Origin of the sequence: Halococcus agarilyticus (assembly GCF_000334895.1) — an archaeon.
Classification (GTDB): domain Archaea; phylum Halobacteriota; class Halobacteria; order Halobacteriales; family Halococcaceae; genus Halococcus; species Halococcus agarilyticus.
Genome location: NZ_BAFM01000012.1, coordinates 54,566 through 77,423, shown reverse-complemented (window position 1 = coordinate 77,423; position 22,858 = coordinate 54,566). Strand labels below are relative to the sequence as shown.

Genomic DNA, 22,858 nt, shown 5'->3' with positions numbered 1-22,858 from the left:
TGCTATCCGTCCCGGGGACTAAAGCCACCTCGGTTGGGCAGACCGACCAGCGGGACCGCGATCGATGCTATACGAATTATCGGAGCAATCCATCGTTTTGCGCGAATCCATCCCAGCAGTTGAGAAGAACAGCATGCGAGATACAGGGCGCATATCTTGCATATCGCCCGCGTTCATGACCGTGATCTGATGGGGCGAATCAGGATCGGCGGGATATCGATGTGTATCCGTCAGTCGCGACAAGACACATCTCGACTGCTCTCCAGCCGACGCCTTCATGTAAAAGCCGCACCACACATTCACGTGTCAACGATAGCCGAGTTCAGTATCCCGACCGCAGAGTTCGCGCTTTCGGAGACGCTCGAACGCCGACCGGACATGGTGTTCGAGGTCGACCGCGTGGTGGCTCACGATACGTCCCACGTGGTGCCGTTCGTGAGGGCAACGCGGGGCGAGTTCGATGAATTGACCGAGATACTCGAAGCCGATTCGAGCGTCGAGGAGGTCGAACTGCTCGCCGAGGTCGAAGACGAATCGTACTATCGGATGGTATGGACCGACCGCGCGCAGGTCATCGGCTACATGGTCGCCGAACAAGAGGCAACTGTCCACGAGGCCACCGCAAGCGACGGTGAGTGGCACTTACGGGTGTTCTTCCCCGAACGGAGCGGGCTCGCAGCCACGAGCGAATACGCTCAGGAAAACGAATTCACGCTCAACGTAACCCACATTTACGGACTGGAAAACCTCGAAGAAGCCCAGCATGATCTCACCCAGCAACAGTACAATACTCTTACGGCGGCCATCGAAATCGGTTACTACGATATTCCACGAGAGACGAACGCCCAGGAATTCGCCGACGACCTCAATATCTCTCATCAAGCGCTTTCCGAGCGGCTCCGAAGGGGACATAAGAATCTTATCACGAGCTCGCTTCTCGTCGAGGAGGACGACGAATATTGACCCTGTCAGCCGACAGGAGAACGTCATCGATCATTGTAGGCCCTCCACCAACAGAAATCAGCTAGGTGGAATCATCAGAGTCTCTTTGCTGACTATACTCTCTGCATCTCGCAGACTGAGTCCACCAAACCAACAATCTGAGAGGTGGGGATTCTGAAAATCAGTGCTGATCCCGATAGGGAGCAGACTCAAGCCTGTGCCGACCGCTAACCCGACCGTGCCCGAGTTCCCGGATCCAGAATCGAGGAATGCCCTCGCCGCCGACTGCCGGCGGTGTCCCGCGCTGGTCGACTCGCGCGAGTGCATCTCGTGGGGCAACGGATCGCTCGACGCCGATCTCGTGGTGGTTGGCGAAGCACCAGGGGCCGGCACGCCGGCGGCCGACCGCTGGCGGGGCGGCAACTGGACCGGGATGGCCTACACTGCACGCCACTCCGGCCGAAAGATCAGGGAGCTGTTCGCCGATCTCGGCTACGACCCCGACGAGTGCTACTTCACGAACGCAGTGAAGTGCTTCCCCGAAGGTGAGGACGGCTCGAACCGCGAACCCACGGCCGACGAGCGCGCGAACTGTCGCCCGTATCTCGAACGCGAGATCGGCACCGTCGAGCCACGGGCTGTCATCGCGACCGGCAAACACGCGACCCAGAGCCTGCTGGCGACCGAAGACCGCGATCTCGACGGGTTCCTCGACGCGGTGCTCGAACCCGTTTCACTCGCCAACCTCGACACCACACTGGTTCCGGTGCTCCATCCATCGTACCAGGAAGTCTGGCTGTCGCGACTCGGCTACACCCGCGAATCGTACCTCGCCGCCATCGACGAGACGCTCGCTGAGATCGGCTAAGGTCGAACCGCCCACGGCAGGAACCTTCTTGTCTCGTGCGCACAACGAGTCGACCATGTCCGCCGACTGTCCGTTCTGCGGGATCGTCGCCGGCGAGATCCCCGGCCGCATCGTCCACGAATCAGACACCGTGACCGCCTTCCTCGACGCGAACCCGCTCGCGCCCGGCCACACGCTCGTCGTCCCGAACGACCACCACGAGCGCCTCGACGACCTCCCCGAGGACCTCGCTGGCGACGTCTTCGCCGCGCTCCACCGACTGACGCCGGCGGTCGAGAGCGCGGTCGACGCCGACGCCACCACGGTGGCGTTCAACAACGGCCCGGCCGCCGGCCAGGAGGTGCCCCACGTCCACGGTCACGTCATCCCCCGGTTCGAGGGCGACGGCGGCGCACCGATCCACGTCGTTGCCGGCGATCGACCCGATCTCGCCGACGACGATCTCGACCGGATCGCCGACGACGTCCGCGATGCCCAGTGACCGGCCACGCGAACCCCCGATCGACAAATCACAAACGTTTAAGTGGTTAGGATGTAGCGACACCTAGGTATGAAATCAAGTGGCGGCTGCCCGGAATGCAACGGACGGCTAGTCGCTGTCGACGAGGAAACGGCCTGCAACGGGTGCGGTCTCGTCGTCGAAACCGACGAGATCGACCGCGGCCCCGAGTGGCGGTCGTTCGAGCGCGAGACGCGCGAGCGAACCGGCGCACCGCTGACGCGCTCGCGGCACGACCGCGGCCTCTCGACCGAGATCGGGCGCTCGACCAGGCTCACCGGACGGAAGCGCCGCCTGTTCGCCCGGCTCCGCCGCCAGCACACCCGGACGCAGATCGCCTCGAAAGCCGAGCGCAACCGGGTGTACGCCTTCACCGAGATCCGCCGTCAAGTATGTGCGCTCGGGCTGCCGGACAGCGTTCGGGATCGGGCCTGCGTGCTGTTCGAGTCGGCTCAGGATGCCGACCTCCTCCGGGGGCGCTCGCTGGAGGGGTTCGCCGCCGCCACGATCTACGCGGTCTGTCGCACCGACGGCGTCTCGCGCACGCTCGCGGAGATCGTCGCGGTCGCGAAGGCCTCGCGGGACGAACTCACCGCGGCCTACGACGCCCTGAATCGCGACCTCGGTCTCCCGACGGGGCCGATCGATCCCACGGAGTACCTCGCGCGGTTCGCATCGCAGTTGAATCTCCCGCACGGTGTCGAGGCGCGCGCTCGGGAACTCGTCGCGGAGGGCCGCGACCGTGGCGTGATCAGCGGCCGAAATCCGAGCGGAGTCGCTGCGGCCTGTCTCTACACCGCGGCGGCAGAAACCGATCACGGCCTCACCCAGCAGGCGGCCGCCGAGATCGCGGACGTCACGCCAGTGACGCTCCGGGTGACCTACCAGAAGCTGCGTGCATGATCCGGTCCGCGGCTCACGTCACCGGTCTCAGGTCGTCCGGAGGTGGTCGGCCTGGGGTTCGTACACCTCGCCCTGGCGGCGGAGCTTTTCGAGTTCGTGTTCGGCCTTCGAGCGCTCGGTTCCCGTCTCCTCGGCGCGGTCGAGCACCTCCTCTACTGGCGCACCCGCGTCGTACTCCTCCTCGATCTCCGCGATCAGCGCCTTCACGTTCTTGATCCGGTCGCGCTGGGTCTTCGAGGTCCCCGTTTCGACGATATCGGCGTCGAACTCGCCGGTCTCGGGATCGACGCCGATGTCCTGGAGCTGGGTGCGGACGACCTCGATGACGCGCTCTGCGTCCTCCAGTTCGACCGTATCCGCGAGCCGGACCCGGGCCGACGCCTCCGCGAGCCGGACGAGCGCCTCCAGTTTCCGTGCCGTGACGGGGATCGGCGCGTCCTCGTCGGCTCCCTTCGATCGGAGATCGACGTAGAAATCGCTGATCGCTTCCTTCGCCTCCTCGGTCATCGTCGGGAAGCAGTTGCGCTGGGCGTAGGCGACGTATTTTCTGAGCAAGTCGGGTTCGATCGCGGGCGCGACGGTGTCGGTCACCGCGTCGACCTCCGATTGGGTAACGTTCGCCGCGGTCTGTTCAGTTCGTTGCGTATTGAGCTCGCCCGCGTAGTTCGTCCGGAGGATGTGTTCTGCGAGCTCCCTGTCCCGGTCGGGGTCGGGATCGTCGGTGACGGTGAAGATCAGGTCGAACCGCGAAATGAGGGCGGGTTCGAGGTCGATCTGCTCGCCGATCGACTCGTACTGGTCGAATCGTCCGTACTTGGGGTTCGCCGCACCCAGCAGCGAACACCGCGACTTCAGGGTGGCGTTGATCCCCGCCTTGCTGATGCTGATGGTCTGCTGTTCCAAGGCCTCGTGCATCGCCGACCGATCGTCGGAGTTGTGGACGATCATCCCGTTCGCAACGAAGTTGTGCGTCCCGTCCACGGTCAGGTCGTACACACTGGGTTGTTCGCGTTCCTCGATCTCCTCCAGCTTTCGGATCGCCGTCGAACGGACGGCATCGGCCCGATCCAGAACAGCGTCCCTGACAGTCTCGAACCCATCGGTCGCAACGAGGCCGTTGAACCATCGAGAAACCGTCGCCTGATCGACGCCCAGATCGTCTGCGACTGCCGTCATCGAGATGTCGTATCGTTCGAGAACCGTGCGTAGTTCGTCCCACTCCGTGGGCGAGGGGTCGTCCGTGCGGAACGCGCGTGCTCTTTCACGGGCTTCGTCGGTCGAACAGCCCAAGATATCCGCCAACTCTTCCTCCAGCAGGCGAATGCGGTCGTCATCGATCGTCGCAGGGACCGTTTCGACGGTCTCGACGCGTCGCCATTTGACGTCCCCGTCGACCAGTTGCGTGAACCGACTGATGTCCGTATCGGTGACCGATCCGAGGATCGATCGGAGCCGGTCGGTGACGGTCCCTTTCAGTCCCTCGTCCTCACCCCAGCGCCGGGACACCTGTTGTTGGCTGAACCCCGTCCCCTCGGCGAGTTCCGACTGCGAAACGTGGAACGTGGTCCGAATCCGCTCCAGATCGTCCCACCCGGCGCTGTCGAGGTCGTCGAGTGCGAGCGACGCCCGGCATTTGCGGTCTTCGAATGCCGCCAAGATGACTCGAGCCAGACGGAACGAGATATCGGCGTCGCCGTTCTCGAAGTTACAGTACGTGACGTCGTCGATCCCGCACTCGGACTGGTGCAGGCGAAGCGACGTTCGACACGTCTCGAGCAAGGCCCCGCAGTCGGGGAGGACGTCCAGAATCGTTCGATCGCCGCTGACCGTCTCGACCGTCCTCGTCAGGGCCGTCTGTTTTCGATCCAGCGTGAAGCCGATGTGCCGGTCGAACGCGCCCAGCGAATCGGCGTCGGTGATGACGAGCAGAGAGATATCGCGCCTTTCCTCCCGTACGCGGTGCTGAATCTGACAGGAGATGCCGAACTCCCACAGGAGGTGTTTGACGCCCAGTAGCAGTTGATTGCTTGCCGAGCAAAGTTTCACTTTTCGACCGTCGACGTTCCCCTCGCTGTCGGCGAACGCACGCACGAACGCCGCCTTCGCAGCGCGGGACGCTTCGGTGACTCCCTCGGGAACGCGTTTGCCGTCGTACGTCTCCAGATTCATCCCCGCTTCGAGGACGGCGTCGGCGTACTGCCGGCCGCACAGTCGAACCGTCTCGACGCCGTCCTCGCGTTGCTCGCTCGGTGGCCGAACCGTCTCCGCGTCGAACGCGTCCCCACAGGCTCGTTCGAAGTCCGCCAGTAGCTCCTCTTCGGTGTTCGTAAATCGAACCCCGTAGACGCCGGCATCGCGCTGGTAGTACAGGTTCCCATCGCCGGCGAGGTAGCCGAGTACTGCTCCCATGGATGGCGAGACGCCACCTTGTCCGCGAGCTTCGTCCGAGAACGAACGCGGAACGGTGTTCGAATCGCCGCGCTGACTCGCTAGCGTCCCGCCGTCCGTCGCCGGTGTCTCGATGGATCGGGGCACGTACACCCAGTCCCCCGATTCGACGTCGGCGGCGGCTTTCTCGACGCGCTCGCCGTCCTCGAAAACGAAATACGGGTGATCGGCGGTCGCACTCAACCGTTCGCCCGTCGAGAGCGAGACCTCGACGAGCGACTCGGGCGCATCGTACTCGTGGATGGCCGTCACGGGACGCGTCACCAGCCGCCCGTCGTCGGTCATCGTCCACGTCTCGAGGTCGACATCACGGATACTCCGACCGTTCTCGAGTGACTCGATACTGCCGTCTCGAACCGCGTCGTGGGCGATATCCCGGATTCGAGCGATTCGATCACCGAGGTGGACCAGCGTGTCGCCAGTCACGCATTTCATCTTGTCGAGTTCGTCGACTGCCGCGATCCCCTGATCGGCGAGCACCAATGCCCCGGCCTCCAGCGTCCACTGCTGGCCCTCGCCGAAGTCGTCCTGAACCGCGCTCGCCGTCAGCCCCGCCGAACTGCTCCCCTTCCCCGAGGTGTACACCGATCGGGGCGCGATCTGTCGGATATATTGAAGGAGCTGGGAGTTGTGTGAGACGACACCGTTCGAGAGATACGTGTGCGTATCGGCGACTTCGAGGTCGTACACCCAGTCGTCCTCGGGCGTGAGTTCCTCGATGGAGATGATCCGATCCCAGCGGACGTCGCTTTCGGCGAGCGCTCGCAGCCGCGCCACGCTATCGACGACATCGAGGGCCGTCGTGATGCGTTCGAGTATCGCGTTCTTGCCAGCCATCGTTCGGCCACCGTCGGGGACGACGTCGTTCCGTTCGTAGTAGCTCACCGCCGTCTGCTCGACGCCCATCTCGTCGGCGATATCGGCCTGTGAGACGTTCAGTTCGTCCCTGATTGACTCGATGTCCTCCCAACTGCCGGTCTCGATCCGGTGTTTCGTCCCCCGAAGCCATTCGATCCGTTCCTCGAAAGCCTCCACAACAGTCAGCAGCGAGTCACGGCTCGGGTTCCGGTCGCCGCGTTCGTAGTGCTGGTAGGTCGTTCGGGCGACGCCACACTCGAACTGTGAGAGCGCGAGCGCTTCCCGGACGCGCCGGAGTTCGTCGCCGACGTCCGGCACGACGTCGCGGTTCGTGTTGTGCGGGCTGTCGCCGAGGTCGTGAGCTGCGTCCGCTTTCCGTTCGGTGACGAAGCCGACGCGTTCGACGTATCGTTCGAAGGCAGCACCACTGACACGGACCCGGTAACTCCCGTTGGTGCGCGGCTCGATGGACGACTGAACACCGACCGACAGCAGCAGAGACTGGACGCCATCGAGAAGTTCGCGGCTCATCGAGGCGATCGCCAGCTCGCGCTGGCTCGTCGAAACGTGGCCTTCCGCGTCAGCGTACGCCCGAAGGAACTCGCGTTTGGTCTCCGTGGTTGCGCCGAGGATCGCGTCAGGGACTCGCTGCTTGGCTGAGCGTTCGAGGATCGCGGGTTCGAGGGTTTCGAGAAAACTCACCAGCTCGCTGGACGAGCAACGGATGCGCGCCGCCAATTTTCCGTCACGAGGCTCGTCGACCGAGTAGTTCGCCCCGAGCGAGTCGTACGCGGCCGCGACGTCCGCGATGATCGCCGAATCGTTGTTCGTGATGTAGACGCTGCCGGTGTGATCGTCGCGGTGTTGGACGTGTCCTTCCGCGATGACGTAGCCGAGAAGACGGGCGAGCGATGGCGTCCAGTCGGTCGGTAGATCCAGCCGAACTGCGCTGTTCGACGCCGACCGCCGGTAGTCGATGTCGAGCGCGTCGTCCCCGGTTGTCGGCACCGTCCGCGGCGTCGCAACGAAGACCTCTTCGTGTAGCTCCGACGCCCTCGTTGCGGAGAACTGTCCATCCGATTGTACGAACAACGGATGTGAAGGTGTGACTTCGATCTCCTTGCCGCTCGCCGTCCGAATGCGATACATCGTGTCGGGCGCTTCGCGCTTCCACACCTTCGTCGCACGTTCCTCGGTGATGGTTCCATCCGGCTCCATCGACGGTAGCCCGATGTCGACTTCGTCGTAGACGCCGTCCTCGATCGCGGTCGGCGTGTCGAGGTTCGATTCGACGACATCACGAATCGGACGCTCCGAGCCGTCAGCGAGCGTCACGCTGGTATCGCCCTTGACGCATTTCCCTGTCCCAGGGTCCCCGATCAAGAGCATGTGGAGGTCGCCACGGATCCGCGACCCGTCGGGGAGGTGTTTGGCGACACCCGAGAAGAGCTGGAGCGTCATGGCGAGTTTGGCCTGCTCGTAGCCGTAGATCGAGGGCGCGATCGAGCCGACCATCTGTTCGTAGATGTCGTCGGCAGTCGAGAGGTCGACGATCGCGCGCTTGTCGGCCTCGTCGATGTCCATGTCCTCGAACTGTTCGTCCTCGATCTCGACCGACACGCCGTCCATGTACACGTCGAACATCGCCGTGGCCTCCCGGCCCGATTCCTGCTGATCGAGGTGAAGTACGCCCGTCACGCGAACGTGGTCGCCAGCAGTGACCTTCCCGGTGATGTCGTCCTCGATGTGGACGTCGATGTCCTGCGGCGTCTCGCCACCGCGCAGCCCCTCGGGGCTCTCCTGAACCCGGATCTTCTGGGCGTCGACGAACTCCGACTGGTCGAAGTTGATGTCGAAGGGGCCCTGGCGCTCACACCCCTGGCACTCGTGCGGTTCTTGAAAATCGCCGCCCGTCTGTGGGATCCGAGAGAGCGTCCCGCAACGCTGACACTCGAAGGCGGCCTCGGTGATCTTCGGGCGGACGTCGGTCGCCTTCTGGACCGTGCCCTGTACCGAAAGGAGCTGGCCGCGGTGGCGCGCCCGGATCTCCCGGATCTCGGTGGTCTCCTGAAGTCCCCTGATCCGGACGTGTGCGCGCCCGAGGCCCACGTCGACGGGGAGGTCGTACAGTCGGAGCGCCTCTTCTGCGTACTCCTGAAGCTGGCCTGGCTGCGAGCGGTAGTCGTCCGCGAGATCCGAGTCGAACCGGTAGAGATCGTCCCAGTCGATAAAGAGCGATCGCTGCTCGTTGGGGTACTGCCGGGCGAGCTCGCCGATCTCGTTCCGGTAGTAGTTGCGGTAGAACTCCTCGAAGTCGTCGATCAGTTCGGTGTTCTCCGCACGAGCCATCCTTGTTTCTGGATTGTTCGCTTCCGGGTAAGAACCTTCGCAACGTGGAGAGTGAAAGTGAACCCTACCGTGGGAACCACGGTCGACCGGATCGGGGGTGTATCACCCCGGTGGCCAGGTCGCGTCGAACTCGTAGTCCTCGGCCCAGTTGATGCTCGGCTTCACCTGTTCGGGCTCTTCGACTCGCAACGACATCTGTGTTCGAAACTCGTCTTCTCGGATCCAGTACATCCGTTTGAGCTCGTAGCAGTACACGAGAAAGAAGTCGACATCGCCGTCGTACGTCTCATAGACGTTTCCGCTCGCGTTCGTGTGCTGCGATTTCCCGTGAAACGTCACTTTTCCGTCGGCCATCCAGCCGGTCTTGATCTGTACCTTCAGCAAACGACCATCGGGAGTTTCCGTCACGACGTCGTACCGTTCGTTGTCCCCAAACGGGATCGAAACCGGAATCGCTCGTTTCTTGAGTTCGGCAATGACGATCGCCTCGGTGAGGTCGCCTTTCCGATGTGTTTCCATCTCCCCGAACTGACTCCGGTATCGTAGAAAAACCTCAGTGGGACCGCGCGGATTCGAACCGCGGTCTTGGCCACCCAAGGGCCAGAGTATACCAGGCTAACCCACGGTCCCGCGTCCCCTCTACCGCCCGGCCGCGAATAAACCCTTCCGTTCGATCGCAGAAGGGATACGTCACGGCCGCGGAGTCGCAGTATGGTTACGGGAATCGAGATCGCGGCGCTCGCGCTCGCGGTCGTCTTCCTGCTCGGTGCGGCGCGGATCGTCCAGGCCGTGCGCCCGCTGCTGGTCAACGCGGTTGTCGGCCTCCTCGTGTTCCTCGTCGCGGAGTGGCTCGGCGTCGGGGTCCAGATCGACTGGCTCACCCTCGTGATCGTCGCGATCGGCGGACTGCCCGGCGCGATCCTCGTCGTGCTCCTCTCGGTGCTCGATGTCGCGTTCGTCCCCGCGGTCGTCGCCGCGCTGGCCTGAGCTCACTCCTCCTCGTCGCGGAGCTCGACGTCGGCCACCACGTCGTAGGGATCGGTTCCCTTCCGGATCCCGTCGAGCATCGTGAACGCCACACTTGGTTCGAGGAAGTGTCGCGTCACCGCGCGACCGAGCGGCGTGGGTTCGAGCCCGTCGATGAACCCGTAGTCGAGCAGTTTGCCGACCGCGTGTTTCAGCGGTACCTCGCCGACCATCCGATCGGTGAGCCCCTTCGCGCCCTCGCCCGCCACGGTGATGTTCGCGAGGACTTCCTCAACGGCGCTGGTCTCGTCGTACCGCATCGCGACCGGCTCCATCTCGCCCTTCAGGAGTTTGAAGGCGGTCTCGTCCTCGGAGCCAGGCATGCTCGAATGGTAGCTCCCGTCGGGTTCGACGAGGACGTAGACCACGCCCCGATCGTGGTAGTCCGGCCGCCCCGCGCGCCCGAGCATCTGGTGGAACTCCTGTACTGTCAGCCACTCGATTCCCATCGCAAGCGAGTCGAAGATCACCTGCGAAGCCGGGAAGTCGACGCCGGCAGCGAGCGCCGCCGTCGTCACGACCGCGGCGAGGTCCTGGTCGGCGAACTGGCGTTCGACCGTCTTCCGACGGGAGTAGTCGAGCCCCGCGTGATACGGTGCGGCGTCGTACTCCAGCTTTCGGCTCAGCTCGTGACACCGCCGCCGTGAGTTGGTGAACACGATGGTCTGACCCCGATACCCCTTCGAGGACTCGCGATCGAACTCCCGTCGGACGAGTTTGTTCGCCACGCGGGCTTTCTCCTGGCTGTCGGCGAACGTGACGTGGCGCTCGATCGGCACCGGGCGTTCCTCGAACTCCACGAGGTTCGCGTCGAGCCGTCCCGCCAGCCAGCGCGGGTTGCCGACCGTCGCCGAGAGGTAGAGCCACTGCGTTCCTGCATTCGTTTCGCTTCCGCCCGCACCCGCGTTGGCGCGGTCCTCGCAGTACCCCTTGAGACGCGCGATCAGCCCGTCGAGGCGGTGGCCCCGGTCGTCGTCCTCCAACGTATGGACCTCGTCGATCACCACCGTGCCGATGTCACCGAGGTCCTGGCCGACCCGGAGCGCGTGATCGATCCCCTCGTAGGTGCCCACCACGATGTCGGCGTCGGGATCGAACCGCTCGCCGTCGCCGCGAACCCGGCTCGCGCCCACCCGGATGGTGACGTCGGCGAGATGGCCGTACTCGTCGCTGAAGTCCTCGTACTTCTGGTTGGCGAGCGCGACGAGCGGCACGAGAAACAGCATCTTCCCTTCGCCGCGCAGGAGGCGATCGAGCCCCGCCATCTCGCCGATCAGGGTTTTGCCCGTCGCCGTCGCGCTCACGACCAGTTGATCCTCGCCGTCGAGCGCGCCGCCGTGGACGGCGAGGCTCTGCACGGGTAGGAGGGTCTCGAAGCGGTCGTCGAGCAGTTCGCCCATTCCGGGATGGAGATCGAGATCGCCCACCGGAACGGGGTCCACACTCTCTGTAGTGGCGCTCATCTCGTCGAACTTCGTGAGATCGGGATCGAGGTGGCCCGAGAGCAGGTTGACGACGCGTTCGAGGTCCTGGACCTCGGTGAGGAGTTCCTGGAGCCGGTCGCCGGCGGTCGAACTCACGTCGTGGTGGGCGAGTTCGCGTTCGAGCTCTGTCCGCGCGCAGTCGGGACAGATGGTCTCGCCGTCGGCTGCGATCGCGGTTTCGCTCGTGATCGGGGAGTACCGGCCGGCCGATGCGCAGTACCGGCAGGTCCGGACGGTTTTCGCGTCGAGCTGGTAGCCCGACAGCATCTCGCGGATCGCGTCGCGGTCGCGACGGCTCGTCTGCTCGGAGATCCGGATGCGGCCGGCACGGCGTGCGATCTCGACGAACTGATCCGGGCTGCGCGGCTCCTCACCCGACCCCTCCTTGATCCGAAAGGCTGCGGGCCGCGGCCCGGCGTCGGTCGTTCCGAGTTCGAGCCGCGCATGAAAGAGCCGCGTCCCGTCGCGGATCGCAGCGACGAGATACTCGTCACCGACGCCGTGGACGAACAGCGTCTCGACCCGCCCGACCTGCTGTGACACGTCCGGTGATACGTGATCGTGGTATTTCAGCGGTTCGAACGACCATCGCGATGCTTTGGACGGAAACCGGGCTATTCGACGAGTTCGATCGCGTCGTCGCCGTTCGGCACCGCGCAGATGAACGCCCCCTCTTCGTCTCCCTCGTTGCGATACCAGTGGACCGCTCCTGCCGGGATCAACAGCGAGTCGCCGGCGCTCACGACGTGTTCCTCGTCGTCGTCGACGGCTTCTGCTCGCGGGCCTTGCCCGCTCGCACGGCCCGAGGCACACCGTGCCTCGCTGTCGCCGTCTGCCCGAGGCGTCGAAGACGCCTCGCTGATCCCGACCACGTACTCTCCCTTCAGGACGTACTGCTCGTGTTCGACCTCGTTGGTGTGTTTCGGGACCCGTCCCCCAGGTTCGAGCGTGAATCGCCGGATGGCGAAGTTCGGCGCACCGCGTTTTTCGTCGACGAGCACGCCTTTTTCGAGACCGTCGGCCGCATCGACGGGTTCGTACTCGATGTCTTCCGTCCGCCGCACCACCGGGGATGACTCGCTCATGGATCACGTACGAACGCCGCGGGCAAAAACCGTTCGCGGGCGGGGGCGGGCTTAAGATGCCGCCGACCCTACTCGGGGTATGCCCAGCTTTCGGATCGGCCGCATCGCCGGGATCCCCATCAAGGTCGGTCTATCGTTCCTGCTCGTCCTCCCCCTGTTCGCGTGGCTCATCGCCACCGACGTGGGGCGGTGGACCTCGATCATGAACGACGTCGTGGGGGCGAACCTCCCGGAAGCGTCGCTGTCGGCGGGCCAGACCCCGATCGTGCTCGGCAGCGTCGCCGCCGTCGGGCTGTTCGTCGGGGTCGTGCTCCACGAGCTCGGCCACTCGCTGGTGGCGATGCGGTACGGCTACCCGATCGACTCGATCACGCTCTGGTTTCTCGGCGGGATCGCTCAGTTAACGGAGATGCCCGAGGACTGGCGACAGGAGTTCGCGGTCGCGATCGCCGGGCCGATCGTGAGCATCGCGGTCGGTGCGGTGTCGTATCTCGGCTTCCTCGCACTCCCCGACTCGCTCGGGGCCGCCCGGTTCGTCCTCGCGTATCTCGCGCTGGCGAACGTCGTGCTCGCGGGGTTCAATCTCCTCCCCGGCTTCCCGATGGACGGGGGTCGCGTCCTGCGTGCGCTGCTCGCGCGCAATCGCACCCACGCACGGGCCACCCAGCTCGCCGCCGAGGTCGGCAAGGGGTTCGCGGTGCTTCTCGGTCTCGCGGGGCTGCTGGTTGGCAACATCATCTACATCGGGATCGCCTTCTTCATCTACATGAGCGCCGCTGGTGAGGCCCAGCAGGCCACCACGAAGGCCGCTCTGGAGGGGGTTGCAATCGAGCGGGTCATGACTCCCGCTAGTGGGATCGACGCCGTCTCGCCCGAGACCTCGGTCGCCGAACTGATCGACCGGATGTTGACCGAGCGCCACACCGGCTACCCCGTGCTGCGCGACGGCGAGCTCGTCGGTCTGGTCACGCTGTCGGACGCCCGCGAGGTCCGCGAGGTCGAGCGCGACGCCTACCGGGTCGAGGAGGTGATGACCCGCGAGCTCACGACGGTCCCGGCGGACGCCGACGCGATGACCGCACTCACGACGATGCAGTCGGCGGGCGTCGGTCGGCTCCCGGTCGTCGACCTCAACGGGGAGTTCACCGGTCTCGTCTCCCGGACCGATCTGATGACCGCGCTCACGATCCTCCAGTCGAGCGAGAGCGCGACATCTACACCGGACGCGCCACGGTCGCCAGACGAAACGATGCGCTGAACGCGTTTCCGCTCACTCTGCGGGCGTCGTCACGTCGACGCGCTCGCGCAACCAGTCGGCCGCCGTGTCGAGTTCGCTCTCGTCCTCACCCGTGAGTTTGATCCGGTTGTGACGGACTGCGGGATCGGGATAGCAGCCGACGGCGACGTCGAAACGCTCGCCAGTCGCTTCGAGATCGGCGACGAGATCGGCCTCCGGCGTCGCGGTGTGGAAGGTTCGTGATTCGACGTCGCCGCCGAACGACTCGGCGACGTTCTCGAACATCGCCTTCATCTCGTTGGGGACGCCGGGAAGCACGTAGACGTTCTCGATCACGCAACCGGGTGCGAGGCCCGGCTGGTTCAGTAGCGGTCGACTCCCGTCGGGGATCGAGGCCTCGGCCTCGTGGTCGAGATCGATGTCGGGGAACTCCTCACGAACGGCCTCGACCGTGGTCTCGATATCCGCGAGCGCACGGTCATCGGGCGCGAGCGAACGATCGAACGCCGCCGCCACCGCGTCCATCGTGACGTCGTCGGGCGTGCCACCGAGCCCACCCGTCACGATCACGGCGTCGAAACTCCCGGCGAACTCGCGCACCTTCCGGGCGATCAGGTCGCGGTCGTCGGGCACCACGAGGATCCGTGCGATCGTCGCGCCGCGATCGGTGAGCTGACCCGCGAGCCACGTCGCGTTGGTGTTCTGGGTGTCGCCCGCGAGGAGCTCGTCGCCGACGGTGAGGAGCGCGACCTGCATTCGCCAGAAACGACGAGCCACGGACGGATAACCCGTTCGCGTGCGGCGCTCGGGTCGAAGCCTAGGACAGCCGGCAGCGGGGACAGGATCAAAAGGAGAGGTCGTTTTCCATCCCGTCGGTGGCGTCGTCAAGACCGTCGCGAGTGACGTCCTCGGTGAGCGAGGCGAGATCGGCGTCCGAGAGGATCTCGTCGAACTCCTCGCGGAAGCGATCGCCGACGCGCCGGCGCTCGGTCTGGGTGTCGAGCACCCGCCGGTAGCGCCGCACCGTCGACTCCGCGACGTCGAACTCGTCGGCGATCCCGGCGATCGACTCGTCGTTCGCGAGTCGATCCCGGAGGTCGCCGAGGGCGAACGGGGCGTCGGTGTCGGCCTCCCGGACGAGGTGGAGATCCATCCGCGCGCGGAAGACGTCGCGGCGCGAGAGGTCGGTCACGTCGGCAGCCGAAGTGTCGTCGGAACCCCCGTCTTCGTCCTCAGCGCCGGTCTCGTCAACCGCACCTGCCGCGCGCTCCGCGAGGGCGGCGTCGCTCGCGCCGTCGTAGAACCCCTCGACCAGATCGGCGAGCGCCGCGTCCGGAAGGTCGGTATCGAAGTCGTAGCGTTCGCGCATCGAGGCCACGACCGCTTCGACGCGCTCGGCCGCCGGCTCGTCGCGCGTGAGCGAGCCGGGGGTGTCCTCCTGGCGCTCGGTGACCGTCGACTCGTCGGTGACGTCGACGAAGATGTCACGGAGCTCTGCAGTTTTCTCGTCCATCGTCGCGCGAACGAAGCGTCTGACACCGATCCATAAAAGTCTGCCGGCGATACAGGAGGTTCGTCAACCGACGAGGCTAAGAGAGTCGACGGTCGGGTGACTGTACCGATGACCGAACCACGCTGCGACCGTCGAACGGGGGCATCGTGAGCGCCACTCGCGACGTGGAGCTCGTTGGTGACGCGACCGCGAGCAACCTCGCGCGCGCGGCGCTGTTCGCCGCCCTGATCGGCGCGTTCGCCTACGTCAGCTTCCCGAACCCCGTCTCGCCCGCCCCGGTCACGCTCCAGGTGCTCGGCGTGTTCCTCGCGGGCATCCTGCTCGGCCCGGTCTGGGGCGGAGCGGCCTGTGGGCTCTATCTCCTCGCGGGCGCACTCGGCGCACCGGTGTTCGCCGGTGGGTCGGCGGGACTCGGCGTCCTCGTGGGGCCGACCGCGGGCTACCTCTGGTCGTACCCGTTCGCGGCCGCCGCGATCGGCGTCGTCGTCCACGGCGGCACCTCGCTCGTGGATCCCACGTCGATCTCGCTGCTCCGCCTCGTCGGCGCGATGGCCCTCGGCGTGGTTGTAATCTACGCGTTCGGGGTGGTCGGACTGATGGCCGTCCAAAATCTCGGCCCTGTCGAGGCGTTCCTCGGGGGTGCGGCCGCGTTCATTCCGGCCGAGGTGCTGAAGATCGTGGCCGGCGTGGGGATCGTTCGGAGCGACGCGATCGCCGCCGCTCGATGATCGAGACCCGCGATCTCGTCCATCGCTACGACGGAGCCGACGGGCCGGCGATCGACGGTGTCTCGCTCACCATCCATGACGGGTCGTTCGTCGTGCTCGCGGGGCCGAACGGCTCGGGGAAGACGACGCTCGTCCGGCAGTTCAACGGCCTGCTCGAACCCGATGCGGGTAGCGTGTCGGTGAACGGCCAGGCGGTCGCGGAGAGCGTGGTGGCCGCGCGAACCGCGGTCGCGATGACGTTTCAGGATCCGCGCGACGGGTTCGTGGCCGCGACCGTGGGCGCGGACGTCGCGTTCGGGCCCGAGAACCTCGGGCTCGACAGGGATGAAATCGACCATCGGGTGGCCGACGCGCTCGCGGCAGTACAGCTGGATGGCCGCGAGGACGAGCGCATCGACAGGTTGTCCGGCGGCGAGCGGGCGCGAGTCGCGATCGCGGGTGCGCTCGCGATGGAACCCAATCACCTCGTGCTCGACGAGCCGTTCGCGGGCCTCGACGAGCCGGCGCGACAGTCGGTGCTGGACAGGATGCGTGCGCTTCACATGGATGGAACGGGGATCGTGGTCGTCACCCACGACCTTCGCGATCTCGTCGCTCCCGCCGATCGGGTGATCGTGATGAACGAGGGGCGGGTCGCGCTCGACGCACCGCCCGACGGCGCGATCGATCGGCTTCCGGGGCTCGGCGTTCGCGCGCCGTGCTGACCTACGAGCCTGGCGACTCGCTCGCCCACCGACTCGATCCGCGGGCGAAAATCGCAGTGCAGGTGGGATTCGCGCTTGCGGCGTTCGCTCACACCACGCCGCGCGGCCTCGCGGTGCTGACCGCGCTCGCCGGCGTCGTTCTCGCGGCCTCGGCGGTGTCACCGGTCGCCGCCCTCGCCGAGGCGCGCTATGCGCTCCCCCTCCTGATCGCCGGGCCGGCGATCGCCGCCCTCACCCTCGGACCGCCGTGGATCGCCCTCTCGCAAGCTGTCGCGCCGGCGCTTGCGAGCTATCGCGTCCTGCTCGTCCTCGCCGTGAGCGTCGCTTACGTCCGGACGACGCGCGTGCGTGACTCCCGGACGGCGGTCCAGTCGCTCGTGCCCGGCCGTCCGGGTCGCTTCCTCGGCGTCGGCGTGGCGCTCGTCTTCCGGTTCCTTCCCGTCCTGGTGGCCGACCTCTCGCGGACGCGCGCGGCGATGCGCGCACGCCTCGGGAGCGAACGCGGGCTCACCGATCGAATGGGAATCGTCGCGAACGCGGGAATCCGGCGGGCGTTCGGGCGGGCCGACCGGCTGGGCGTGGCGCTCCGTGCCCGGTGTTTCGCGTGGAACCCGACCCTGCCACACCTCCGATTCGCCCGCCGCGACCTGCCGGCGCTCGGTTTCGCCGCGGTGCTCGTCGGCTGGGCACTCGTCGGAAATCCGCTCTGACCGGGACGATCACAGCGGAGCGGTCGATGAGCACTCGCTAATCGACTCTCAAACATCGATGCGGAAACGATAACAGATAACTAAGGTCCACCCGAGCACCGGCACATGGACGCTGCGACAGAAGGGGGCCTCTTCACTGGGGGCTTCGGTCTCCTGATAATCGCTATCGGCTTCTGGACAAACGATAATCCGTTTGCGCTGTTCACCGGCGTGTCTCCAACAGGAACACCTGTAGTGCCACTTCTGGCGATAGTTATTGGCGCTCTTCTGGTTCTGTACGGGATACTGTCTGTGGTGGGCGTACTGCCGGATCGGTATGAGTGGCAAGCGGAAGGCCAGTGACGCTACCGCCCGGAAACGATAAATTCATTGTTGATTCCCGACCGACTGCGGCCCGATCGTGCCGGGTGGACAAGATTTAACCCCGCCGGTCGGCTCTACGACGATAATCGATGACACTCGTGCTCCAGACGGGAGAGACCGTCACCCGAGAGACGTTCTGGTTGGTGGGTCCCGTCGGGAAGGCGCTCTTTTATTTCCTCGCGGCGCTCGCGGTCGCGGTGTTCCTGTACGGGGTCTACGAGCGGTTCGCCCGCTACACTCGGGGAACGGAGGACGCCTTCGCCAGGCTCGACGACCTCCCGAACCGGATCGTGAGCGCCGCCAAAACCGTCGCCACCAACGAGAACCAGTTCAACCGCGACCTCTACGGCGGGCTGATGCACGCGTTCATCATGTGGGGCTTCCTCACGCTGCTGATCGGCACCACCATTCTGGGCATCGACATGGACGGCTATCGTCTCATTACGGGACTGCTGGGCGAGACACAGTCGTTCTTCGTCGGCGATTTCTACCTCTCGTACTCGCTGGTGATGGACGCGATGGGCTTTCTGTTCGTCGTCGGTCTCGGGATGGCGATCTACCGACGATACGTCGTCCGGAACGAGCGGCTCTGGGGCGAACACACCAGCCTCGAAGACGGGCTGTTCGTCTGGACGCTGTTTCTCCTCGCCCTCGGAGGGTATCTCGTCGAGGGCGTCCGGATCCTCGCGACCGGCTTTCCCGAGTTCGAGACGGTGAGCTTCGTCGGCTGGTTCGTCGCGCTCGTCCTCCAGGGCGCGGGCATCTCCGAAGGGCTCGCGACGACGATCTACCCGGCGGCGTGGTGGTCGCACTCGCTGCTCGCGCTCGGGTTCGTCGCGTGGGTGCCCTACGCCAAGCCGTTCCACATGCTCTCCTCGTTCGCGAACGTCGTCACCCGCGACGAGAAGGCAGGGGTTCGGCTGCCGGGCGTCCCCGCCGACGCCGACCCCGACGAGATCGGGTTCACGGAGGTCGAGGACATGTCGTGGCGACAGATCCTCGATCAGGACGCCTGCACCAAGTGCGGCCGGTGTTCGTCGGTCTGTCCCGCGAAGGCGTCGGGCCGCCCGCTCGACCCCCGCGACGTGATCCTCGATCTCAAGGGGTATCGCGAGTCGGTGAACGCGGGCGGCGAGACGAAGGAGATCGTCGCGGACGGCGGCACGAGCGTCATCGATTCGCGCACGATGGAGTCGTGTATGTCCTGCATGGCCTGCATGGACGCCTGCCCCGTCGACATCGAGCACGTCCCGCAGTTCACCGAGATGAACCGCCGGCTCACCGAGTCGGGCGAGATGGACGAGAACGTCCAGGAGACCATGATGGACATCTTCGGCCAGGGCAACTCCTTCGGCGATCCCGAGCGCAAGCGCCCCGAGTGGACCGAGGAGCTCGACTTCGCGGTGCCCGACGCGCGCGACGAACCCGTCGAGTACCTCTGGTACGTCGGCGACTACCCCTCCTACGACGAGCGAAACCGGCGAGTCGCCCGGTCGCTCGCCACCATCTTCGAGCACGCGGGCGTCGACTACGGCATCCTCTACGAGGACGAGCAGAACGACGGCAACGACGTTCGCCGAGTCGGTGAAGAGGGCCTCTACGAGATGCTCGCCGAGGACAACGTCGACGCGTTCGAGAGCTGTGAGTTCGACACGCTGGTCTGCACCGACCCCCACAGCTACAACACGTTTGCGAACGAGTACCCCGAACTCGACGGCGTAGAGTGGAACGCCGATGGCGAGATCGACGTGCACCACTACACGCAGGTCGTTCAGGAACTCGCGGATAGTGGCGCGCTCGACCTCGCGGGGACCGAGCTCGATCACACCGTGACGTACCACGATCCCTGTCACCTCGGCCGGATGAACGACGAGTACGAGGCTCCCCGAGATCTCGTCCGCCGGACTGGTTGTGACCTGAACGAGATGCCCAGAAATCGCGCGAACAGTTTCTGCTGTGGTGGCGGTGGCGGCGGGCTCTGGATGGACTTCGACGAGGAGCCAAAGCCGAGCGAGGAACGACTCCGCGAGGCGCTGGAAGACACCGACGCGGGAAGGGCGGTCGAGAAGTTCGTGGTCGCGTGCCCGATGTGCATGACGATGTACGAGGACGGCCGCAAGACCGGGAGCTTCGAGGACGAGATCGAGATCGTCGGGCTTGCCGAACTCCTCGCGGAGGCACTCGATGCGGGCGGAGCGGGAGCGACGGCGGACACGGACGCGGAGACGGGTGCGGCCCCGGCGAACGACTGAGATCGATGACGGCGATCTACCGGATGGCCTGAAAGTATTTGACGCACGGTACCCCCGGATCGGTATGACCGAGTACCGTCCCATCCAGGAGGAGTACGAGGACCGCCACCACGCGATCACGGGCTACGCCTTCGACGCCGGATCGGGGCCGTACGATCCGGACGAGCCGATCGACGAACGCCGTCGGCGACGGTGGGCGTTCGGCGAGGATCGGGGCGTATTCGACGACAACGATCTCGTTGCCTGTGGCACCCACATCGAGTTCACCGCCCGGCTGCGCGGCGAGTGGCTGCCGGTGGCCGGCCTCTCGGGGGTGGCCTCCCCACCGGAACGCCGACACCAGGGGTTCGTCGGGGAACTCCTCGAAGCCTCCCTTCGGGAGTACCGCGAACGGGGGTGGCCGATCGCCGCGCTCCGGCCGTTCGAGCACGATTTCTACGCGCGCTACGGCTGGGCGACCGGCTGTCGGTATCAGACGGCGACCGTCGATCCCGCGGCGCTGTCGACGGTGCGATCCGCCGCGGCCGGCGAGTTCCGCCGTATCGAGCCCGAGGAGTACGCCACGCTGGAGCCGGTCTTCGAGGGATGGCTCCACGGTGTGAACCTCGCGACCCGCCGGAGCGCCGACTGGTGGCGCGATCGCGTCTTTCAGGCTCACGACACGGAGCGCTTTTGCTACGCGTGGCTCCGCGATGGCGAGCCACGGGGCTACCTGCTGTATCGCGTCCGGGAGGACGACGACGGTCGGTGCCTCGTGGTCGACGAGATGGCGTCCACCGACCACGAGGCGTATCTGAACCTGCTGCGCTTCTGCCACGACCACGACTCCCAGGTGAGCACGGTCGAACTGTACGGCCACGACCACGACCGACTCCTCGACGTGGTCACCGACCGGGACGCGATCGAGGTCGAGGTGGCCGCCGGTAAGATGGTCCGGATCGTCGACGTCCCGGGGGCGCTCGAAGCCGTTCCGTATCCCGACGTCGACGACGCTACCCTCACCATCGCCGTCGACGATCCGCACGCGCCGTGGAACGACGCGACGTTCGCGATCGAGGTCGCCGAGGGCGAAGCGAGCGTCGCGACGACCGACGACGAACCGGCCGCGACCGTCGACATCGGCACGCTCTCACAGCTCCTCGTCGGCTACTGCTCGGCGGAGCGCGCTCGACGGATCGGCGGGCTCGACGTGCGCTCGACGGCGGCGACCGACGCCCTGGCCGAACTGTTCCCCGAAAAGGAGGTGTTCCTGCCGGAGCGCTTCTGAGAACGGAATCGTCGCCGGAAGTCGGGTCGCGCCGATCGGGGCCGATCGGTCACGGTTTCCCATCTCGATGGCGTCCCCGAAGACGTGTGCTCGCGTCGATCGGTCGACTCCCTCGCCCACGGTGGTAACTGGTAACAACTACTAAGCGAGTCGGATGACGTAGTAGCTCGTGCAGGCGGGTTGCCTGTGCTACGCTCGGTCGACACGGGGCCACCGAGCGTGGGAGCATACGCGAACCATGGGCCGGGGGGAGCACGACCGGCCCATTTTCGCCGCCGAACTCGAAGCGCCCGGCTCGGGAGGGCTGGAGCGCTCCGAACATCGTTTCAGTTCGAACCGATCCTCGCCAGACGTCAGTTTTCGTCACTGGCCGACGACTCGGGCCCGGGCTGTTCGGGTTCGGCCCAGCGGTCGTCGGAATCGACCGGCGCGAGCGCGTGCGATCGTTCCGCGTCGCTGTACGAGCGATCGGCGAGGGCGAGGCTCCGACGTCGCCACCGCCGACTCAGCTCCGGTTCCCCCGTCGGCCCGACGCGCGCGCCGTGGACGGTGAAGTACCGACCGTCGCGCCCCATCTTCTTGCCGTCGTAGGTGTGCTGATCGAAGATCACGTCGAACTCGCCGCCGGGTTCGAGATCGCCGACCGGAAAGTCGTACGCTGGCTCGCGACCCGCCTCGCGCGCCGCGGCGCGTTCTTCGGCCACCCGCTCGAAGTACTCGTTCGCGTAGGTGGCTTCGCGGGTCGAGGTGGCCCGGGCGGCGGCGAGCGCCGCGTGGATCCCGCAGAGCCGACCCTCCCACCCATCGTCGTCCCACCGCTCGGTCGCGAGGCGCTCGTAGCGATCGATAGTGAGGACGACGTCCGCGCCCGCTCGCAGGTCTTCGACGACGTAGAGTGCGAGCCGATCCCAGCAGTTCCACGCGTACCCGGAGCGGACGAGCTCCCACGCTGCCCACGCCGCGCACTCCTCGTCGGAACGCCGGACGGCCTTCTGGAGCAGGCTCGCGACGTCGTACCGGCTGTACCCGCCCCTGGTCTCGTGCTCGTCGAGCTCGTCGCCGAAATCGTTGGTCGCGTGGTCGTCCGGGTCCCTCGTGTCGGCCTCGCCGCCGCCGAGCGTGGCCTGTTTCCCGTCACTCATGGCTGTGTCCTCGTCACGGCGCACACATGTGCGTGACCATCCGGGTTCGACGGGTGCAGTAGATTGAAGTCACGTCCCGTGCGTACACAACCATCGACGATGGCGAACGACGCGCGTGCCGCGACCGATCGCCCGTGTCCGGACTGCGGTTCGACTGCGGCGGCCGATCGCGAAACCGAGGAGTACGTGCTCGAAGACGGCACCCAGCGTCGCATGACCTTCTGCACGGCGTGTGCCACCGAGGACGGCGACGGCACGCTCCGCTACGAGGTCATCGCCGAGGAGTTCGTGCGAACCGAGATCGACAGAGCGATGGGCGACGACTCCTGGGTCGGGTAGTTCGCTGCCGATCGCGCTGACGAGCGGGAGCGACTGTCGGCGAACTATTTCGATCGGCGCTCACCCGTCCCGGCGGTTCGAACTTCCACGCATGGCCGGAGCGGGGCTATCGGTCGAGGGGGCGAACCACTGAGCTGGGTG

Annotated in this window: 20 protein-coding genes and 1 tRNA gene; 13 read left to right on the top strand and 8 right to left on the bottom strand. The window is 65.9% G+C overall.

Annotated features, from left to right (window positions below; translation table 11 throughout):
- Positions 1 to 303 precede the first annotated feature (303 nt).
- From TX76_RS10985 to TX76_RS10970, 4 genes are all read left to right on the top strand, one after another.
- Positions 304 to 963, top strand: coding sequence for a bacterio-opsin activator domain-containing protein (locus tag TX76_RS10985; protein WP_049902499.1), 660 nt, complete (start codon positions 304 to 306; stop codon positions 961 to 963).
- Positions 964 to 1,180: 217 nt separating this feature from the next.
- Positions 1,181 to 1,810, top strand: coding sequence for a uracil-DNA glycosylase (locus tag TX76_RS10980; RefSeq protein ID WP_049902552.1), 630 nt, complete (start codon positions 1,181 to 1,183; stop codon positions 1,808 to 1,810).
- 55 nt (positions 1,811 to 1,865) lie between these two features.
- Positions 1,866 to 2,291 (top strand): HIT family protein, encoded by a 426-nt coding sequence (locus TX76_RS10975; RefSeq protein WP_049902498.1) that lies wholly within the window; start codon positions 1,866 to 1,868, stop codon positions 2,289 to 2,291.
- Positions 2,292 to 2,360: 69 nt separating this feature from the next.
- A complete protein-coding gene (locus TX76_RS10970) occupies positions 2,361 to 3,212 on the top strand; it encodes a transcription initiation factor IIB (RefSeq protein WP_049902497.1) in 852 nt (283 codons plus the stop codon).
- A gap of 27 nt (positions 3,213 to 3,239) precedes the next feature.
- Here TX76_RS10970 and TX76_RS10965 read toward each other — a convergent pair whose 3' ends face one another.
- The 3 genes from TX76_RS10965 to TX76_RS10955 form a co-directional block, all read right to left on the bottom strand.
- Entirely contained in the window at positions 3,240 to 8,867 is a 5,628-nt protein-coding gene (locus tag TX76_RS10965; RefSeq protein WP_049902496.1) for an LAGLIDADG family homing endonuclease, read from the bottom strand.
- Positions 8,868 to 8,969: 102 nt separating this feature from the next.
- Positions 8,970 to 9,386 carry a group I intron-associated PD-(D/E)XK endonuclease gene (locus tag TX76_RS10960; protein ID WP_049902495.1) on the bottom strand — a complete coding sequence of 139 codons (417 nt, stop codon included), beginning with the start codon at positions 9,384 to 9,386 and terminating at the stop codon, positions 8,970 to 8,972.
- A 38-nt stretch (positions 9,387 to 9,424) separates the two neighbouring features.
- Positions 9,425 to 9,497, bottom strand: a tRNA-Pro gene (locus TX76_RS10955).
- 81 nt (positions 9,498 to 9,578) lie between these two features.
- Here TX76_RS10955 and TX76_RS10950 point away from each other — a divergent pair.
- On the top strand, positions 9,579 to 9,854 hold the full coding sequence (locus tag TX76_RS10950; protein ID WP_049902493.1) for a pro-sigmaK processing inhibitor BofA family protein: 276 nt from the start codon (positions 9,579 to 9,581) through the stop codon (positions 9,852 to 9,854).
- A 2-nt stretch (positions 9,855 to 9,856) separates the two neighbouring features.
- Here TX76_RS10950 and TX76_RS10945 read toward each other — a convergent pair whose 3' ends face one another.
- Positions 9,857 to 11,920, bottom strand: coding sequence for a DEAD/DEAH box helicase (locus TX76_RS10945; RefSeq protein ID WP_049902492.1), 2,064 nt, complete (start codon positions 11,918 to 11,920; stop codon positions 9,857 to 9,859).
- A 71-nt stretch (positions 11,921 to 11,991) separates the two neighbouring features.
- Positions 11,992 to 12,462: a cupin domain-containing protein gene (locus TX76_RS10940; RefSeq protein ID WP_049902490.1), complete on the bottom strand. Its 471-nt coding sequence runs from the start codon at positions 12,460 to 12,462 to the stop codon at positions 11,992 to 11,994.
- A gap of 79 nt (positions 12,463 to 12,541) precedes the next feature.
- Here TX76_RS10940 and TX76_RS10935 point away from each other — a divergent pair, with 79 nt between their 5' ends.
- On the top strand, positions 12,542 to 13,720 hold the full coding sequence (locus tag TX76_RS10935) for a CBS domain-containing protein (protein ID WP_049902489.1): 1,179 nt from the start codon (positions 12,542 to 12,544) through the stop codon (positions 13,718 to 13,720).
- Positions 13,721 to 13,732: 12 nt separating this feature from the next.
- Here the strand turns inward: TX76_RS10935 and TX76_RS10930 are convergent, their stop codons facing one another.
- Together TX76_RS10930 and TX76_RS10925 are read right to left on the bottom strand one after the other, a co-directional pair.
- Complete coding sequence (locus TX76_RS10930) at positions 13,733 to 14,455, bottom strand: competence/damage-inducible protein A (RefSeq protein WP_049902487.1); 723 nt, start codon at positions 14,453 to 14,455, stop codon at positions 13,733 to 13,735.
- 88 nt (positions 14,456 to 14,543) lie between these two features.
- Positions 14,544 to 15,212: a hypothetical protein gene (locus tag TX76_RS10925; RefSeq protein WP_049902485.1), complete on the bottom strand. Its 669-nt coding sequence runs from the start codon at positions 15,210 to 15,212 to the stop codon at positions 14,544 to 14,546.
- Positions 15,213 to 15,355: 143 nt separating this feature from the next.
- Between TX76_RS10925 and TX76_RS10920 the strand changes: the two genes are divergently transcribed.
- The 6 genes from TX76_RS10920 (at position 15,356) to TX76_RS10895 (ending at position 21,236) form a co-directional block, all read left to right on the top strand.
- On the top strand, positions 15,356 to 15,940 hold the full coding sequence (locus TX76_RS10920; protein ID WP_049902484.1) for a biotin transporter BioY: 585 nt from the start codon (positions 15,356 to 15,358) through the stop codon (positions 15,938 to 15,940).
- Complete coding sequence (locus TX76_RS10915) at positions 15,937 to 16,644, top strand: energy-coupling factor ABC transporter ATP-binding protein (protein WP_049902483.1); 708 nt, start codon at positions 15,937 to 15,939, stop codon at positions 16,642 to 16,644. Before TX76_RS10920 ends, TX76_RS10915 begins: the two co-directional genes overlap by 4 nt.
- Positions 16,638 to 17,354: an energy-coupling factor transporter transmembrane component T family protein gene (locus tag TX76_RS10910; protein ID WP_049902482.1), complete on the top strand. Its 717-nt coding sequence runs from the start codon at positions 16,638 to 16,640 to the stop codon at positions 17,352 to 17,354. The genes TX76_RS10915 and TX76_RS10910 overlap by 7 nt, the downstream gene beginning before the upstream one ends.
- A 105-nt stretch (positions 17,355 to 17,459) precedes the next feature.
- Positions 17,460 to 17,696 carry a hypothetical protein gene (locus TX76_RS10905; protein ID WP_049902481.1) on the top strand — a complete coding sequence of 79 codons (237 nt, stop codon included), beginning with the start codon at positions 17,460 to 17,462 and terminating at the stop codon, positions 17,694 to 17,696.
- A gap of 110 nt (positions 17,697 to 17,806) precedes the next feature.
- Positions 17,807 to 19,969: a heterodisulfide reductase-related iron-sulfur binding cluster gene (locus tag TX76_RS10900; RefSeq protein ID WP_049902480.1), complete on the top strand. Its 2,163-nt coding sequence runs from the start codon at positions 17,807 to 17,809 to the stop codon at positions 19,967 to 19,969.
- Between the two features lie 64 nt (positions 19,970 to 20,033).
- Positions 20,034 to 21,236 (top strand): GNAT family N-acetyltransferase, encoded by a 1,203-nt coding sequence (locus tag TX76_RS10895; RefSeq protein WP_049902478.1) that lies wholly within the window; start codon positions 20,034 to 20,036, stop codon positions 21,234 to 21,236.
- Positions 21,237 to 21,589: 353 nt separating this feature from the next.
- On the opposite strand, the gene TX76_RS10890 is transcribed toward TX76_RS10895, so the two are convergent.
- A complete protein-coding gene (locus TX76_RS10890; RefSeq protein ID WP_049902476.1) occupies positions 21,590 to 22,378 on the bottom strand; it encodes a hypothetical protein in 789 nt (262 codons plus the stop codon).
- A 99-nt stretch (positions 22,379 to 22,477) separates the two neighbouring features.
- Between TX76_RS10890 and TX76_RS10885 the strand changes: the two genes are divergently transcribed.
- Positions 22,478 to 22,717, top strand: a complete 240-nt coding sequence (locus TX76_RS10885) for a hypothetical protein (protein ID WP_049902474.1) — start codon at positions 22,478 to 22,480, stop codon at positions 22,715 to 22,717.
- Positions 22,718 to 22,858 lie beyond the last annotated feature (141 nt).